Below are 15335 nucleotides of genomic sequence, written 5' to 3'. Positions count from 1 at the left end.
GTTATATTGACAGCTGGAATGGACAAAATTGATACAGATCATATCAAAACGGGGAAATTAACCTCAAATAAGGATCTTTATATAATCAAAATAGGTGGAAACGTTATTGATAACTCAGAAAACCTATATCATTTTTTAAAGGACTTTGAAGCGCTTGATGGCCTCAAGATCCTGGTACACGGAGGTGGGAAAGTGGCCACGCAAATGGCCGAAGATTTAGGCATCGAATCAAAAATGGTTGACGGCAGGCGCATCACCGATATTGAAACATTACGGGTGGTTACCATGGTGTACGGTGGCCTCATCAATAAAAATATTGTAGCCCAATTGCAGCGCTTTGGTAATAACGCCATAGGCTTAACCGGCGCCGACGGTAATTTTATTAAAGCGGTTAAACGACCGGTAAAAACCATTGATTACGGCTTTGTGGGCGATATTGTTAAAGATTCAATAAACCCCGAAAATATAAGCCGCTTATTAGAAGCAGGCTTTACCCCTGTTTTTTGCGCCATTACGCACGATGGTGAAGGGCAGTTGCTAAATACCAATGCTGATACCATCGCTTCGGCCCTGGCTGTAGCCTTATCTGGATTGTATGACACCACGCTGATATACTGTTTTGAGAAGAAAGGTGTGTTAAAAGATATTAATGACGAAGAATCGCTGATAAGGGAAATTGACCCGCAGCATTACGAAGAACTGAAAGTGGAAAGGATAATACATAGCGGAATGCTACCTAAACTTGATAATGCTTTTACCGCAATTGCTTGCGGAGTAAAGGCTGTGATTATTGGCAAATCAGATGATCTTGGTCAATTGAAAGATAACAAACCATTTGGAACACGTTTAACGAAAAACGCATGAACTCTCAACAGCACATCTCAATATTAGGCTCTGGTAATATAGGCCTGTCATTAGCCAAAGGTTTAGTTAAATCGGGGATTTGTAAGCCGCAGCAAATATCATTAACACGCCGCAACGTAGCCGCATTGTCTCAATTTGCCGATCAAGGGTATCATGTATCTGATAACAACCTGCGTGCCGTGCGTAAAGCCGACATTATTGTGCTGGCCGTACTGCCACAACAGCTTAACAAACTGTTAGATGAAATTAAACCATCGTTAAAACCGGATAAACAACTATTAATTTCCGTTATCTCAGGCGTTAGCTGTGCCGATATTCGCCAGCACCTCGACCTAAACGTGCAGATAGTTCGCGCTATGCCTAATACTGCCATCGCTATCGGCCATTCCATGACCTGTATCGCCACAGATAACGGCACCAATAAAAACATCAACCTGGCCAAATCGCTTTTTGATACCGTTGGTGTAACCATACAAATCAATGAGGAATTGATGACCTCGGCCACCGCTCTTTGCGCTTGCGGTATCGCTTTCTTTTTAAGGTCCATCCGTGCTGCCTCACAAGGCGGAACAGAAATCGGTTTCCATGCTCATGATGCCCTAAAAATGGCTGCACAAACTGCTAAAGGTGCGGCCGACCTGCTATTACAATTAGCATCGCACCCAGAACAGGAAATTGACAAGGTAACTTCGCCAAGCGGCTGTACTATTGCAGGCCTGAACGAGATGGAGCACCACGGTTTCAGTTCGGCTATGATAAAGGGCATCCGTTTATCTGCCGAAAAAGCGGGCGATTTGTATAAAAAAGACAGTTAATTTAAGCAAAAAGCTTAAGGCAGACGGCTCAAAGCTTTTTAATCATTATATTTCGATCGTTTTGATAGTGTATATCAAAATGAGTTATTTTAAAAAAAGCAGTTCAGATACAAGCTATTTACATTCAATTAATTATAAATAGCTACAGCACTTTGGTATAGTTATGGTATTTGGCTGTTGATCTTTTCAGTATAAAATGTTAACAGTAGAAAAAATTGGCGGTACATCCATGACCGCTTTGGGTGATGTGATCAAAAACATCATCCTGTTTGAACGCAGCGGTGACCAACTTTACAACCGCATATTTGTAGTATCAGCATTTTCGGGGGTAACCAATCTCCTGCTCGAAAACAAAAAGACAGGTGCCCCCGGCGTATATCATAAGCTTGCCAACTACAAGGATTTCCATACACCTTTAAAGCAACTGATTACCCGTTTAAAGCAGATCAATAAAACGTATGAAACCCTTGGTCTTAACGTTGCCGAAGCCGATAAATACATTGAGACAAGGATTAAGGATGCACAAACCTATCTTGAGAACCTGGCCAACATCCTGGCATCCGGTTACGTAGGGAAAGAAGGCATTTTGCAGGCAGCCCGCGAGATCCTGGCATCTATAGGCGAAAGTCATTCGGCTTTTAACTTTACGAATATCCTGCAAAACATGGGTATTAACGCTACTTTAGTTGATTTGAGCGGATTTCATGACCACCGTGCATTAACTATCGACCAGCGCATTAAAAAAGATCTGGCACATATTGATTTTACAAAAACCATCACCATTGTTACCGGCTACGCCAAAGGTACCGAAGGCATCATGCGTGAGTTTGACCGTGGATACTCCGAAGTTACCTTCAGCAAAATTGCAGTTGCTGTTGAACCACAGGAGGCCATCATTCACAAGGAGTACCACCTTTGTACTGCCGACCCACAACTGGTTGGTGTTGAAAACTGTTTCCCGGTAGGTAACACCAATTATGATGTTGCCGATCAGCTGGCCGATGTAGGCATGGAAGCTATCCATCCCAAGGCATCAAAACCTTTGGAAATAAACGATATCGACTTAAGGATCAAAAATACGTTCCAGCCAGAACACCCGGGGACACTGATCACCCGTGAGTACATTTGCGATAAAAAACGCGTTGAAGTGATTACCGGTACCGAGAAGGTGGTGATGATCGATATTTACGACCCATCAATGGTGGGTAACGTAGGTACCGATTTCCACATCATGCAGCTGTTTTACAAGTTTGGTGTCAGCTACAGCTTTAAAGCCACGAGTGCTAACAGCATTTCTATCGTGATATGGGAAAAAGACCTGAATAAAAAACTGATCAGCGAACTGGAAGACAATTATGAAAAAGTAACTGTCGAAAAAGTAGCCATGGTTTGTTTGATTGGTTCCAATATGGACCAGCCGGGCTTATTGGCCAAAGCAGCAACAGCTCTTGCTCAAAAAGGCATCAATATCAGAAGCGGCGGCTTTGCCTTAAGAATGGTAAATATCCAGTTTTTGATAGCCCGTGAAGATTTCGATGAAGCTATCCGCGCTTTGAACAAGGCGATGTGCTAATCGAGGTTAAAGGCGAAAGGCATTATGTTAAATAGGAATATAAAACAACCTTTTACCTTTCGCCTCAATGTAACTTTCCCGTAGCTTATTTCATTAAGCCGTAAGTTTTCAGCATATTTAGGTTTTGACATCTTTCCTGTATGCGTAAACTTTTACTATCAGCTTGCCTGTTATTGGCTATTGGGGTTCATGTATCTGCTCAAAAATCCCCTAAAAAACCCTTAGATCATTCTGTTTTTGATGGATGGCAAAGCATAGCGGGTCAACGCATCAGCAATGATGGTAAATGGATAGGTTATGTAATAAAACCACAACAGGGAGATGCAGAGCTTGTTATCAAAACCAGCAAAAACACAACCTTAGTAAAAATACCCCGCGCTGATACGGTAAAAATAACCGGAGATTCAAAGTTTGCCGTATGCCTCATCCGGCCGTTTTACCAGGAAACAAGGCAGGCTAAAATCAAAAAGAAAAAACAATCCGATTTTCCAAAAGACACCTTAGGCATAATTACTTTGGGATCATCATCGATAACCAAAGTTGCGGCCATACGTTCCTTTAAAATAGCAGAGAACGCGCCGGTTGTTGCTTATCTGGCAGCTGCTGATACTGTTAAAAAGCCCGTTACCAGCGATACGTCAAAAAAAGCTATTGCAGTAACCGTTGCCCCTCCTACCCACGATGGCGCCGATTTAACTATTAGAAAACTAAACACCGGCACCCAACGAACTTTCAAATATGTTACCGAATACCAGGTAAGTAAAAATGGAAAATGGGTTGCATTTGCGGTAACGGCACCAGCCAAGCAAAAAGAGGTTACATCCGGCTTGTATTTATTTGAAGTTGAGAAAAACACAGTTAAACGGTTGAGTACCGGCCGGGGCAATTATCATAATATCAGCATTGATGATGCCGGCAGACAGATTGCATTTACCGCTGAAAAGAATCAGGAAAAAGTATTAGTAAAACCTTTTAAACTTTATTACTATAATACAACAAAAGATAGTGCGGATGTTATTGCATCAGCAGGCACCGCCGGAATTCCCAATAACTGGGCAGTAAGCGGTGATGGCAAAGTAAGCTTCAGCAAAAGTGGCAACAACCTTTTCTTTGGCACTGCCCCCATCCCGAAACCCGCAGATACTACCCTGGTTGATTTTGAGGTTGCCAAACTGGATATCTGGAACTACAAAGACGATTATTTGCAGCCACAACAGCTTAAAAACCTGCAAACCGAGTTAAAGCGAAGCTACCTTGCGGTCATTAAGCCCGAGGAATCAAATACCAAAACCGTTCAGTTAGGCAATAAGGCCATTCCCGAGATATTAACTGCCGAAAACAAGGATGCACGCTATGTTTTAGGGGTTACGGATACTGGTGCCCGCGTAGCCGCACAGTGGGAAGGCAGTACCAAACAACAGGCTATTTTAATTGATACCAAAAGCGGCAACCACAGGCTTGTCAACGCTTCCATAGGGCGTTATTATATTTCACCGCATGGCAATTATGTGCTTTGGTTTGATATGAAAGACCAAGCCTGGTATTGTTATACCATTGCTACAGGGCAAAAAATAAACCTGAGCAAGGCAACAGGCACTAAAATGGGCGATGAGCTAAACGATGTACCGGGATACGCCTCACCATATGGTTTAGCAGGCTGGACTGCGGGCGACAAAGCCGTATTTATTTACGACAGGTACGATATATGGCGTTTTGATCCCGAAACGGGCGATGCGTTCAATTTTACTAAAGGCATCGGTCGTAAAAACAAGTTCATCATCAGGTATGATCAAACTGATCCGGAGCAGAAATTTATCCCGGTAAAAGAACCGATGTGGCTTCTTACCCAAAATGAGGAAACCAAACAATGGGGATATTTTCGAAAATTCCCTGAAGCAAACGATCAACCCGAAAAGATCGTCATGGCCCCGATGAGCTATGATAACCTATTGAAAGCTAAAAATGTCGATGCTTATATTTATACCAAAGCAAGCTATAAACAATCCCCAGATCTCTACTTTTCTTCTGATTTGAAGAAAGAGATCAAACTAAGCAGCATTAACCCACAGCAAAGCGAATACAACTGGGGTACTGCCGAACTGGTAAGGTGGACAACACCTAAAGGCTATCAATCAAAAGGCATCCTGTATAAGCCAGAAGATTTTGACCCGGCCAAAAAGTACCCGATGGTAGTTTACTTCTACGAGAAACTTTCGGATGGGCTTTTTAATTATATAGCGCCTGCCCCCACACCATCCCGGTTACCTATCTCCTTCTTTGTGAGCAATGGTTACCTGGTTTTTGCACCGGATATCAGTTATCAAACCGGGCATCCGGGAGCTTCGGCAGTTGAGTTTATTAATTCGGGCGTTGAATCACTAAAGAAAAACGCTTGGGTTGACGCAGCGCATATCGGCATACAGGGCCAAAGCTGGGGCGGCTACCAGGTGGCATATCTTATTACCCAAACTAATATGTACGCAGCGGCATGGGCTGGCGCACCGGTAGCCAATATGACCTCGGCCTATGGCGGTATCAGGTGGGAATCTGGCTTGAACAGGCAATTTCAATATGAAAAATCGCAAAGCCGTATTGGTGCAACGCTTTGGGAAAAGCCGGAACTATATATCGAAAATTCGCCCCTATTTCAGCTGCCTAAAGTAAAAACGCCAGTTATGATCATGAGCAACGATGCAGACGGGGCCGTGCCATGGTACCAGGGCATTGAAATGTTTACGGCACTACGCCGCTTAGGCAAGCCCGTTTGGCTGTTGCAATATAATGGCGAAGCCCACAACCTTGTTCTGCGCCAAAACAAGAAAGATATTACTATCCGCGAGCAGCAATTTTTCGATCACTTTTTAAAAGGAGCCCCAATGCCTGTTTGGATGGATAAAGGCGTACCCGCTGTTGATAAAGGAAAAGATTGGGGATTGGAGTTGGAAAAGTAATTACATCTCTCCTCTACATGTCATTGCGAGGAAGAACGACGAAGCAATCTCGTAGCTATGCAGATCGAATATGCATTGGCTACGAGATTGCCGCGCTACGCTCGCAATGACATGGCTTCGACAAGCTTCTGATTAAACGCTTCAATACGGATCAATATCGGGCTGTACAATACTGCCGGTGCTAAGCTTGGTTGTATAATATTGAGTGATCACATCCCGTAAAACAGATTTTGCTTTTACGATGGAGATGCCATCCTTCTCAAACTTAAGCATGATGCTTTTGATGTAGTAATTACGGATCCTGCTGATGAGCGGCTGCTCCGGGCCTATCACCCGTTCGCCAAAATGCTCCCGGAGGCGTGCGCCGAGATATTCGGCCTGGTTATAAAGCACATCCGGATTTTTATGTTTGATATCAAGGTTGACGATACGATAGAATGGCGGGTATTTAAAGCTTTTCCGCTCTTCCATCTCCGTAAAATAAAGATCGGCGTAATTGTTATCAATCACTTGCTTTAATACCCGGTGATAAATATCATAGGTTTGCACTACTACTTTACCCTGTTTGCCCCTTCGTCCTGCCCTGCCGCTCACCTGCGACAGGAGTTGGTACCCGCGTTCGTTAGCCCTGTAATCCGGGAATTTCAGCAAGCTATCCGCATTAATAATCCCAATGAGCGTCACATCAGAAAAGTCGAGCCCTTTGGCTACCATCTGGGTGCCAACCAAAATATCTATCCGTTTTTCTTCCAGATCATTAAGGATAGTCTGTAGGGAGTTTCTTGACCGTGTGGTATCCAAATCCATACGGGCAATCCGGGCTTCGGGCAATAAAACGCTCAGCTCGTCCTCTATTTTTTCGGTGCCGAAGCCTTTGTATTCCAAATGGGTTGAGCCACAGGCCGGGCAAATGGATGGTGTATCTTCCTTATAGCCACAGTAATGGCAATGCAGTTTGCCGCTGCTTTTATGATAGGTTAGGCTTACATCACAATTGATACATTTAGGCGTGTAAGCACAAACTTTACACATCAGGATAGGTGCATAGCCACGGCGGTTTTGAAACAAAATCACCTGCTCTTTATTTTCAAGCGCCTGTTTTATCCCCTCCATCAACACACTGGTAAAGTGCGACTGGATAGTTTTCTGTTTGGTTTCATGCGCGATGCTTACCACCTGCACATCAGGCAGTTCAACGCCTCCGAAGCGTTCAGTTAATTCGGCAAAACCGTATTTATGTGTGCGGGCATTGTAGTAGCTTTCAAAAGAGGGCGTAGCCGAACCCAGCAGCACTTTACCCTGGTGCATGTTGGCTAAAAAGATAGCTGCATCACGTGCATTATAGCGCGGCGCCGGGTCAAATTGCTTGTAAGAGGTTTCATGTTCTTCATCAACAATGATCAGGCCCAGATCAGCAAACGGTAAAAACACCGACGAACGGGCACCAAGCACAATCTTGTACTCTCCGCTTAAAACTTTTTGCCAAACTTCTACCCGCTCATTATCATTAAAGCGGGAATGATAAACGCCAATGTCAGCACCAAAATATGCCCTGAGACGTTCGATGATATGCGTTGTGAGCGCAATTTCGGGCAGCAGGTAAAGCACCTGTTTACCATTTCGTACAATCTCTTCTATCAGCCTTACATACAACTGTGTTTTGCCCGATGAGGTTACGCCATGTAACAGGGCCACATCTTTCTCTTTAAACTGCTCACGAATGCTTTGAAGCACCCCGGTTTGCTGCTCGCTCAACTCGAAGTTATTTCCTTCGCCCTCTTCTCCTTCAAAATGCAAACGGCTAACGCTCCTATCTTCCGAAAAAAAGATTTCTTTTTCAATGAGCGATTTAATACTTGATTCGCCCGCCCCGCTCTCTTCAATAAGCTCGTTTTTGGTTATATTTTTTTGATGGCGCGACAGCTTAATGTAGGCCAGTAAAGCATCCGCCTGTTTAGGTGCACGTTTTTCCAGTATGGGGAATAGCTCACGTAAATTATCCTGGTTATTATAAACCGGGTTAAGGGTAATGAACGTGCGTCTGCGGGGCTTGTAGCGTTCACTAACTTCTTCGGATATATTGATGATATTTTTCTCAAACATCAGCTTCAATATCGGCATTACAGTTTTTTGCCCTAACAGCTTGGTAATATCGCTAATAGTAAGCTCTGGCTGAATTTCAAGAGCTTCAACAATTAAAAACTCCTTGTCATGAAGTGTAGCTTTATCTATCTCGTATTCACGGTTAAGCACTATGCGGGTTTCGCTGGCCAGTTTTAATGCCGACGGTAGCGCAGCATTCATCACCTCACCGATGTTACACATATAGTAATCGGCCAGCCACTGCCAAAACTCAAGCTGCTTTGGCGTTACAACCGGGCGGTCATCCAATATTTCGATGATATATTTGGCCTCATACTTTTCGGGGGCGAGCTTGCCTATTTCCTTAACAATTGCTGTGTACAGTTTGCTTTTGCCAAACTGCACCACCACCCTTTTGCCTATAGCAATAGCATTGTTTTGCTCGTAAGGTATCCGATAAGTATAGTTTTTTGAAATAGCCAGGGGCAAAATCACTTCGGCAAAAAGTGTTTCGCGGTCGGTATGTTCAATTTCGGCAAACTCTAACATGCAGTATTATTTGTTGCGGATAGCGGCTAAGGCCAGCATCAGCCAACCCAGTATGAACAATAAACCACCAATAGGTGTAATTGGCCCCATAAATACAAGCCAGTTCCAGCCAAGCAAATCACGGCAGGAAAGCAAGTATAACGACCCTGAAAAAAGGATGATGCCAAATGTAAAAAGATAATGCGCGGCAGATATCAGCCCACCGTCCCTGTTACCTGCAAAGGCAGCCAGGAATAGCAAGGCAAAAACATGGTAAAAATTATATTGAACAGCGGTATGCCAAACCTCAAGCTGTGAAGGCGTTAACACAGCTTTTAATCCATGTGCGCCAAAAGCGCCGGTTATAACGGCCAGCATACCTAAAAACGAAGCAGTAATAATTATTTGTTTGTTCATGCAGATATAAAAAGCTAAGTTAACCAATTGAAAGTATTACTTTAACGCCGTGGGGTAAAATTCTATATTTGCTGCACACCCCTGCTATGAAACGACTGATAGTAACCACTATATTTTTAATTATAGCTACCGTGCTTGTAACGGTGTTATATTTTAAAAATTTGAGTCCGCCGGGAGTGCGTACCGGGCAGGTTATGCATGCTATTCCTGATAATGCCGTTGCGGTATTTGAGTTTACTAACGAAAAAGGATTTTATGAGATTTTTGCAGGTAACAAACTCCTCAGTGCGTTTGCCGGGCATGATAAATTAAGCGAGCTTGATACATTACGCAAGTTGCTTATAGCTTCTCCGCAGCTCAGCCAGTTTTTTAGCGGTCAAAACATTTTTATCTCTATTCACCCAACGCATACCGACGATGTTGACCTGCTTGTAACTACCTCGGCATCAAAAAACTTTTCGGCAGCCATGTTTAATAACTTAACCGGCGTGGCCAAAAACAGTTTACAAATAGCACCGATGCAGATAGCCGCAAGCCAGGGGTATAATATTTTCGTCAAACCGTTAAACAAACATTTCTACATCATAAAAACAGGCGACAATATATTTTCGGGCAGCTTTTCAAAAGATTTGGTCGACCATAGCGCCATATACCAACAGGATAAAGGCCAAAATGGCTTTGTACCGCTGCCCGAGCAGCAAAACGCCAATTCGCTGGCAAACCTTTATATCAACTATAACCAGCTTAACCCGCTTTTTGATCAGTTGTTCATTAATAAAACTACCGATCTTTTTAAGAGTTTCCGGATGCTACCGGCTTACGCCGCATTAAACCTGAATTATAAAAGCGACGCGTTGATGTTTAACGGCTTTACAACTAAGCAAAATAATGCTACCAGCTATTTGAACATCTATTCGACCCAGCAACCGGTTGAGAACCATTTGAAAGACATTTTCCCGGCCACTACGGCCTATAGCATCAGTTTTGCTGTTTCGGACCCTAAAAAATTCGAGGCCGATCTTTCGCAATGGCATGATAAAGCAGGTGTGAGCAAGGAAAAAAACGAACTTTTAGCCAAAGTAAAATCAGAAGCGGGCCTGTTTATAAAACCGGAATTTGAAAAGCTGCTTGGTAACGAGTTTGCGATAGTTACAACGCGCTATTTTGAAAAATTCGCCATTATATCTGTTAAGGATGGCTCAAGGCTGTTTCCGCTGATGATGAATATCAGCAATATGGTGACCGATAAGGTTGGCCAGTTTAATTATGAAAAGCTGCCTTTCTTTTTATTGGGTGATGCTTTCAGCGTTTTCAGGAAGCCGTACTTTATGATTATCGACAACTATCTTATTCTTGCTACATCAGTATCCGAACTGGAGAGTTATAACGATACCTACTTTAACCGGAAATTCATCGGCAAAACAGATCAGTATACACAATTTGATAATTTACTGGCCGAAAGAAGTAACGTAGCGTACTTTATCAACTTTAAAAACATGCAGCCTGTATTAAAGCGCGATTTAAAAAAACCTTTTTACGACGCTTTTGAAAATAACAGCCCCGGTTGGAAAGACTATTATAGCGCAGCTTTTCAGCTCACTGCTTCTGATAAGAATTTTTACACCAATTTCTGCATGCGCCTGAACGCTCCCGACACCAGCTCACTAAAAAAATAAATTTGTTGTGTGTTTACACAACAATACCCGGCCGATTTCGTAGAACAATACAAATAGAAATTTGTAATAAACTTTACCGGCATCAACTTTGGCTTTTTTTAATAATCCGGAGTGGAGGTGTGTGAGCTATAATATGAATAAGATCTTTACTATTCTCTTTTTAACCCTTTGTTCTTTATCTGTGTCGGCTCAACAATTTTCACAATACAATACGGGCACGCTGTATGATTCTTTTGAAAACCCGTCACAAAGGTCCTTTATCCCGGATTCGAGCAGGGCAGTAGCGTTCAACTTTTTGATACCTAATTTTGACGCCAATCTTTTTTTAACCGGCGATATTCAGCGGCCGCTTAAAAGCCGCGCGTTTGGAAAACCTGCGTACTATAATACTTCATCGCTGCACATTGGCAAAAATGCGCTTAACCATTTTAATGTTAATGCCAATGCTTATTTAATAATGCTTAAGTTTTTTACAAGTCTGAACGGGAATGTGGAAATGGGTTTTTCGGCCCAAACAAGAGTGGAAGGCAAAGCTCTCGCTACTGACGAATCAGTAGCTTTTCTTGATGGCCCCTCAAATTTCGCCTACAACAACTACAATAATATATTTAACAATCATTACAAGTTGCAGATGTATGATCAGTTAAGTTATTCTTATCGCGAACAGATTAACAAACAATTGGCAATAGGTTTTAAGCTAAGTTACCTTTCAGGTGTTCAATATAATAAAATTGATGTGGACGAGTCGAGCCTGCAAATTAACAGGGATCCGGTTGACCCAAACAACGACAATGCCGACGTTTATATGAAGGGGCGTTATTACAGAAGCTATGTGCCCGGCCGCCTGGATGGTCGTGATTTTTTACCAACGCTTCGCAATCCGGGCGCTTCGATATCTATGGGTGCTACTTATCGAACCGAAGATGGCATACTTATACAAGGCAATATAAAAGACCTGGGTTTTATTCACTGGAATAAACGTTCAACCATTACTGATTTTGATAATACAACCAATATAGCCGATATCACCTCCCAACACAGGGAAGAAAATATCTACAATGCGGTTTATGCTTTAGTTAGAGGCAATGGCATGGTTACTTCTTTTAGCACAAAAACCAATGCCAAAGCCGAGCTGAGCGTATCTAAAAGCTATTGGCTTGATGATGAAAAAACATTCAGGTATTTTCCAACTGTTGTAGCCCAAAAAGAAATGTTTGACACCGGTTTTACAGGCGCATTGGTTAACTCTATACAAAAAAACAACCTCGTAGCTACCTTATCGGCAACCTATGATGATTATAAATTCTTTAATCTCGGTGCGCAAATTATGGTAAAATCACCCAATGCCGAATTTTTTATCGGCTCCGAACGGTTACTGAACAGCGGCCGTTTTGCCTTTGCAGCTTTGGGCAATACTAATCAAATAAATCGCGTGGGCAACTATACCGGAGCTGATGTATTCCTGGGTTTTTCACTTAAATTTGGGCGGGTAATTGAGCACCCCATGAATTCAAGCTACATCCCTATGGGTGAAAAAGGTTTCTTTGGCCGTTTATTTGGCCGGATCTTTAAAACCAATAATTAAAGTGTTTTTTTTCCGGCTATAAAATCTTTGAGATAATAAGGTTCGTAATAAGCTACATCCTCAAAATTACCATCGGCAAATTTTTGAGCAGCCCTTTCGGTAAGGTAAATTGCCGAATTGGCAAAATCATCTAAAAACATCGCATTAGCATTATTGCTTAATACGTCTTTACACTTTTCGGCGCCATCGCCAAAAAAGATGATTTTGTGATGCAACAGATAATCAGCAAAGCTGTTTTCATCAATAATATCAGCTGCGGTTTCACGTACCCTGTTACCCGATGCGTCAAATAAGGCGGTATAAACCTCCATCCGGCGCGCATCAATCATTGGGCATAGCAACGTTTTGTCATCAGCGAAAAAGCCGGGGTTATTAATAACGCCGTCAGCCATAGCCTCAAGGGTTTCAATAGCTATCAGGGGTTTATCCAAAGCAAAACATAAGCCTTTAGCGGTAGACACGCCTATCCGCAAACCGGTATAAGAACCGGGGCCACTGCTTACAGCAATAGCATCAAGATCATTATAACTTATCCCTGTATTATTCAGCAGTTCGTTTATGTAAATTGTAATAACCTCGGCATGAATATTACGGGCATTTATTTCCTTAAAATCCAAAACCTCACCAACACGGGCAAGGGCTACCGAACAAGATGTTGTTGCTGTTTCTATTTGAAGTATCAGGCTCATATTACAAATTTAAGGTACGGGATCATGCCCATGACCGCCCCAGGGATTACAACTTGCTATGCGTTTTATGGTTAACCAACCACCTTTAAAAGCGCCATGCTTCTTGATAGCTTCAACACCGTATTGCGAGCAGGTAGGTGTGTACCGGCATGATGCAGCCGAAAGCGGTGATATAAAATACTGGTAAAACTTAATCAGGATAATGAAGATCCACCCGACTATCGTTTTTAAAAACCTGACAATTAAATCCATAACCCTGCCATGTTAATTAGCCGGAACCTGTACCGAAGCTGCCGCTAATTCGTTACCAAGCTGGGTAAGCATCTTCAGCATCTTTTTTTCGATGAAAAGGTACGGTTCGACTTCCTTACCAACATATCCTACCGAAACAATTATCCTCTTATCTGTTTGCTGCAGGATATCATAAAGATGTTGTTGTTTATGCAACCTGTAAGCCTCCCGCATTAATCTTTTCGCTAAATTACGGTCGACAGCGTGCTTGTAACGCTTTTTGGGTACAGAAAAAAGAATTTGTGCAGGGTGAAGCTGAGGCTCGGGATTAACAAGCCAGGATACCCGGAAGGGATAACATAAAAAAGAAGAACCGTTATGAAAAAGCTTATCGATAAGCCTCTTGTTACATAACCGTTCTTCTTTTTTAAAAGTATACATTGTTGCCATTTTTGAACCGAAGGATAAAGCAGATAAGCGGTTCCAAACCCTTATAAATAAGGGCAGGGCAACCTCAATTATGCTTTGTGCCTGCCTTCGTCAGAAACGGTTAATCTTTTTCTGCCTTTAGCTCTTCTGGCTGCTAATACTCTCCTACCGTTAGCAGTTGACATGCGTTCACGGAAACCGTGTTTATTTCTTCTTTTTCTTTGAGAAGGCTGAAACGTTCTTTTCATGGCTATATTTTATTCTATTCGTCTTTTTTAAACAAGAGCGCAAATGTAGTTATTTTATTTAATAATTCAAATACTATTTTTCTGATTTATTATAACATGAGCACACATGCCCAATAACAGCAAATTAGCAGTTTTTTATTGACAATAACTAATTGATCTGCGATATTTTCAACTGGTAAACAAATCCCGGCTAACTACACTGCCTGTCAGTCTGGGCCTATCGATGACTCGTGCGTAGAGTCCTAACCCGCTATACTTCGACAAGCTCAATATGACACCCTTTTTAAGTTGTCATGGGTAGAGTTAAAGTCTGGGTGTAAAATGGCAAGCGAAAAGACTTACGAAGTTTTAAAAACTTCGTAAGTCTGGATTCTACAACTTATCATAGGTAGCTCGTCGAAGCATAATTATTGAAACGGAATAGCGTATGAGCCGCTATTTTTAAGACTGGCAGTAACCGGGTAAGTATTCAGTAATGATAGCATTTCATCTTTGCCGGCATCCTTAACATAGTCAGCAGCTGTTTTATTTTGCTTATCCTTTATTTTAACACTTGCACCATGTTCAAGCAGGCTCTTTACTATGCCGGCATTACCTTCATTAACGGCTAACATTAAAGCAGTAGCACCATTGCTATTACGGATATTGATATTAGGGTAATAATGCAGCAACTGATCAATAATTCCGGCATTGCCGTTTTTGCCGGCAATCATTAAAGCGGTATTGCCCTCTTTATCTTTATAATCTACCTTAACATCAGCCTGTAATACCAGGTTCACCATTCTGCTTTGGTTGTTTTTAACTGCAACGATCAGGGGGCTATCGCCATTTTCGTCTTTCACATTTACATTAGCACTCTTGCTCAGCAAAAATTTAACCCCGGGGGTATCATTGGCCTGGATTGCTGTAAAAATGTTTTGAGCGAAGATTGGCAGCGAACATGAAAGCATCAGGAACAACAGGGTAAGTTTCTTTTTCATTAATAATCAATTGTTTAGTGGCATAAGCCGGTTAATAAATCTTCGCAATTAACAAAAAAAACATTACCGTAATTTTAACTGAATAACTTCAGGGCAAGAACAAAAACCATTGAAAAAATGACCGTTTTCTTAGCATTTAAATTTATAACATCATAATTTTCAGAAAAAATGAACGAAATGAACTGAAAAAATTACCGGTATTTAAACCGCTAAACAAACAGTTAAAAAGTGAGTTAATTATTAGTTTAGCCACCTAAATCTTTAAAG

General features: G+C 42.1%; 13 protein-coding genes. 6 read left to right on the top strand and 7 right to left on the bottom strand.

All coding sequences use genetic code 11. The features are described 5' to 3' along the window. Positions 1-18 precede the first annotated feature (18 nt). From argB to ACEN9X_RS23945, 4 genes are all read left to right on the top strand, one after another. Complete coding sequence (argB, locus tag ACEN9X_RS23960) at positions 19-864, top strand: acetylglutamate kinase (protein WP_413667529.1); 846 nt, start codon at positions 19-21, stop codon at positions 862-864. Next, entirely contained in the window at positions 861-1679 is an 819-nt protein-coding gene (gene proC / locus ACEN9X_RS23955; protein ID WP_413667528.1) for a pyrroline-5-carboxylate reductase, read from the top strand. The genes argB and proC overlap by 4 nt, the downstream gene beginning before the upstream one ends. A gap of 196 nt (positions 1680-1875) precedes the next feature. Continuing rightward, complete coding sequence (locus ACEN9X_RS23950; protein WP_413667527.1) at positions 1876-3252, top strand: aspartate kinase; 1377 nt, start codon at positions 1876-1878, stop codon at positions 3250-3252. Between the two features lie 140 nt (positions 3253-3392). Continuing rightward, on the top strand, positions 3393-6203 hold the full coding sequence (locus ACEN9X_RS23945; RefSeq protein ID WP_413667526.1) for a prolyl oligopeptidase family serine peptidase: 2811 nt from the start codon (positions 3393-3395) through the stop codon (positions 6201-6203). 141 nt (positions 6204-6344) lie between these two features. Here the strand turns inward: ACEN9X_RS23945 and priA are convergent, their stop codons facing one another. Together priA and ACEN9X_RS23935 are read right to left on the bottom strand one after the other, a co-directional pair. Further along, on the bottom strand, positions 6345-8834 hold the full coding sequence (gene priA, locus ACEN9X_RS23940; protein WP_413667525.1) for a primosomal protein N': 2490 nt from the start codon (positions 8832-8834) through the stop codon (positions 6345-6347). A 6-nt stretch (positions 8835-8840) separates the two neighbouring features. After that, positions 8841-9230 carry a DUF423 domain-containing protein gene (locus tag ACEN9X_RS23935; RefSeq protein ID WP_413667524.1) on the bottom strand — a complete coding sequence of 130 codons (390 nt, stop codon included), beginning with the start codon at positions 9228-9230 and terminating at the stop codon, positions 8841-8843. Between the two features lie 86 nt (positions 9231-9316). On the opposite strand from ACEN9X_RS23935, the gene ACEN9X_RS23930 reads away from it, so the two are divergent. Continuing rightward, complete coding sequence (locus ACEN9X_RS23930; RefSeq protein WP_413667523.1) at positions 9317-10906, top strand: hypothetical protein; 1590 nt, start codon at positions 9317-9319, stop codon at positions 10904-10906. 133 nt (positions 10907-11039) lie between these two features. Continuing rightward, positions 11040-12491 (top strand): DUF5723 family protein, encoded by a 1452-nt coding sequence (locus tag ACEN9X_RS23925; RefSeq protein WP_413667522.1) that lies wholly within the window; start codon positions 11040-11042, stop codon positions 12489-12491. Here the strand turns inward: ACEN9X_RS23925 and tsaB are convergent. From tsaB to ACEN9X_RS23900, 5 genes are all read right to left on the bottom strand, one after another. Further along, complete coding sequence (gene tsaB, locus ACEN9X_RS23920) at positions 12488-13180, bottom strand: tRNA (adenosine(37)-N6)-threonylcarbamoyltransferase complex dimerization subunit type 1 TsaB (protein ID WP_413667521.1); 693 nt, start codon at positions 13178-13180, stop codon at positions 12488-12490. The two genes, ACEN9X_RS23925 and tsaB, sit on opposite strands and share 4 nt — an antisense overlap. 9 nt (positions 13181-13189) lie before the next feature. Next, entirely contained in the window at positions 13190-13432 is a 243-nt protein-coding gene (gene yidD, locus ACEN9X_RS23915; protein ID WP_091211634.1) for a membrane protein insertion efficiency factor YidD, read from the bottom strand. A 12-nt stretch (positions 13433-13444) separates the two neighbouring features. Beyond that, positions 13445-13852 (bottom strand): ribonuclease P protein component, encoded by a 408-nt coding sequence (locus tag ACEN9X_RS23910; RefSeq protein WP_413667520.1) that lies wholly within the window; start codon positions 13850-13852, stop codon positions 13445-13447. Positions 13853-13929: 77 nt separating this feature from the next. Further along, positions 13930-14088 carry a 50S ribosomal protein L34 gene (rpmH, locus tag ACEN9X_RS23905; RefSeq protein WP_083878950.1) on the bottom strand — a complete coding sequence of 53 codons (159 nt, stop codon included), beginning with the start codon at positions 14086-14088 and terminating at the stop codon, positions 13930-13932. 407 nt (positions 14089-14495) lie between these two features. After that, complete coding sequence (locus tag ACEN9X_RS23900; RefSeq protein ID WP_413667519.1) at positions 14496-15068, bottom strand: ankyrin repeat domain-containing protein; 573 nt, start codon at positions 15066-15068, stop codon at positions 14496-14498. Between the last annotated feature and the right edge of the window lie 267 nt (positions 15069-15335).

Origin of the sequence: Mucilaginibacter sp. Mucisp86, assembly GCF_047324315.1 — a bacterium.
Lineage (GTDB): Bacteria > Bacteroidota > Bacteroidia > Sphingobacteriales > Sphingobacteriaceae > Mucilaginibacter.
This window is presented reverse-complemented; position numbering and strand designations above follow the sequence as displayed.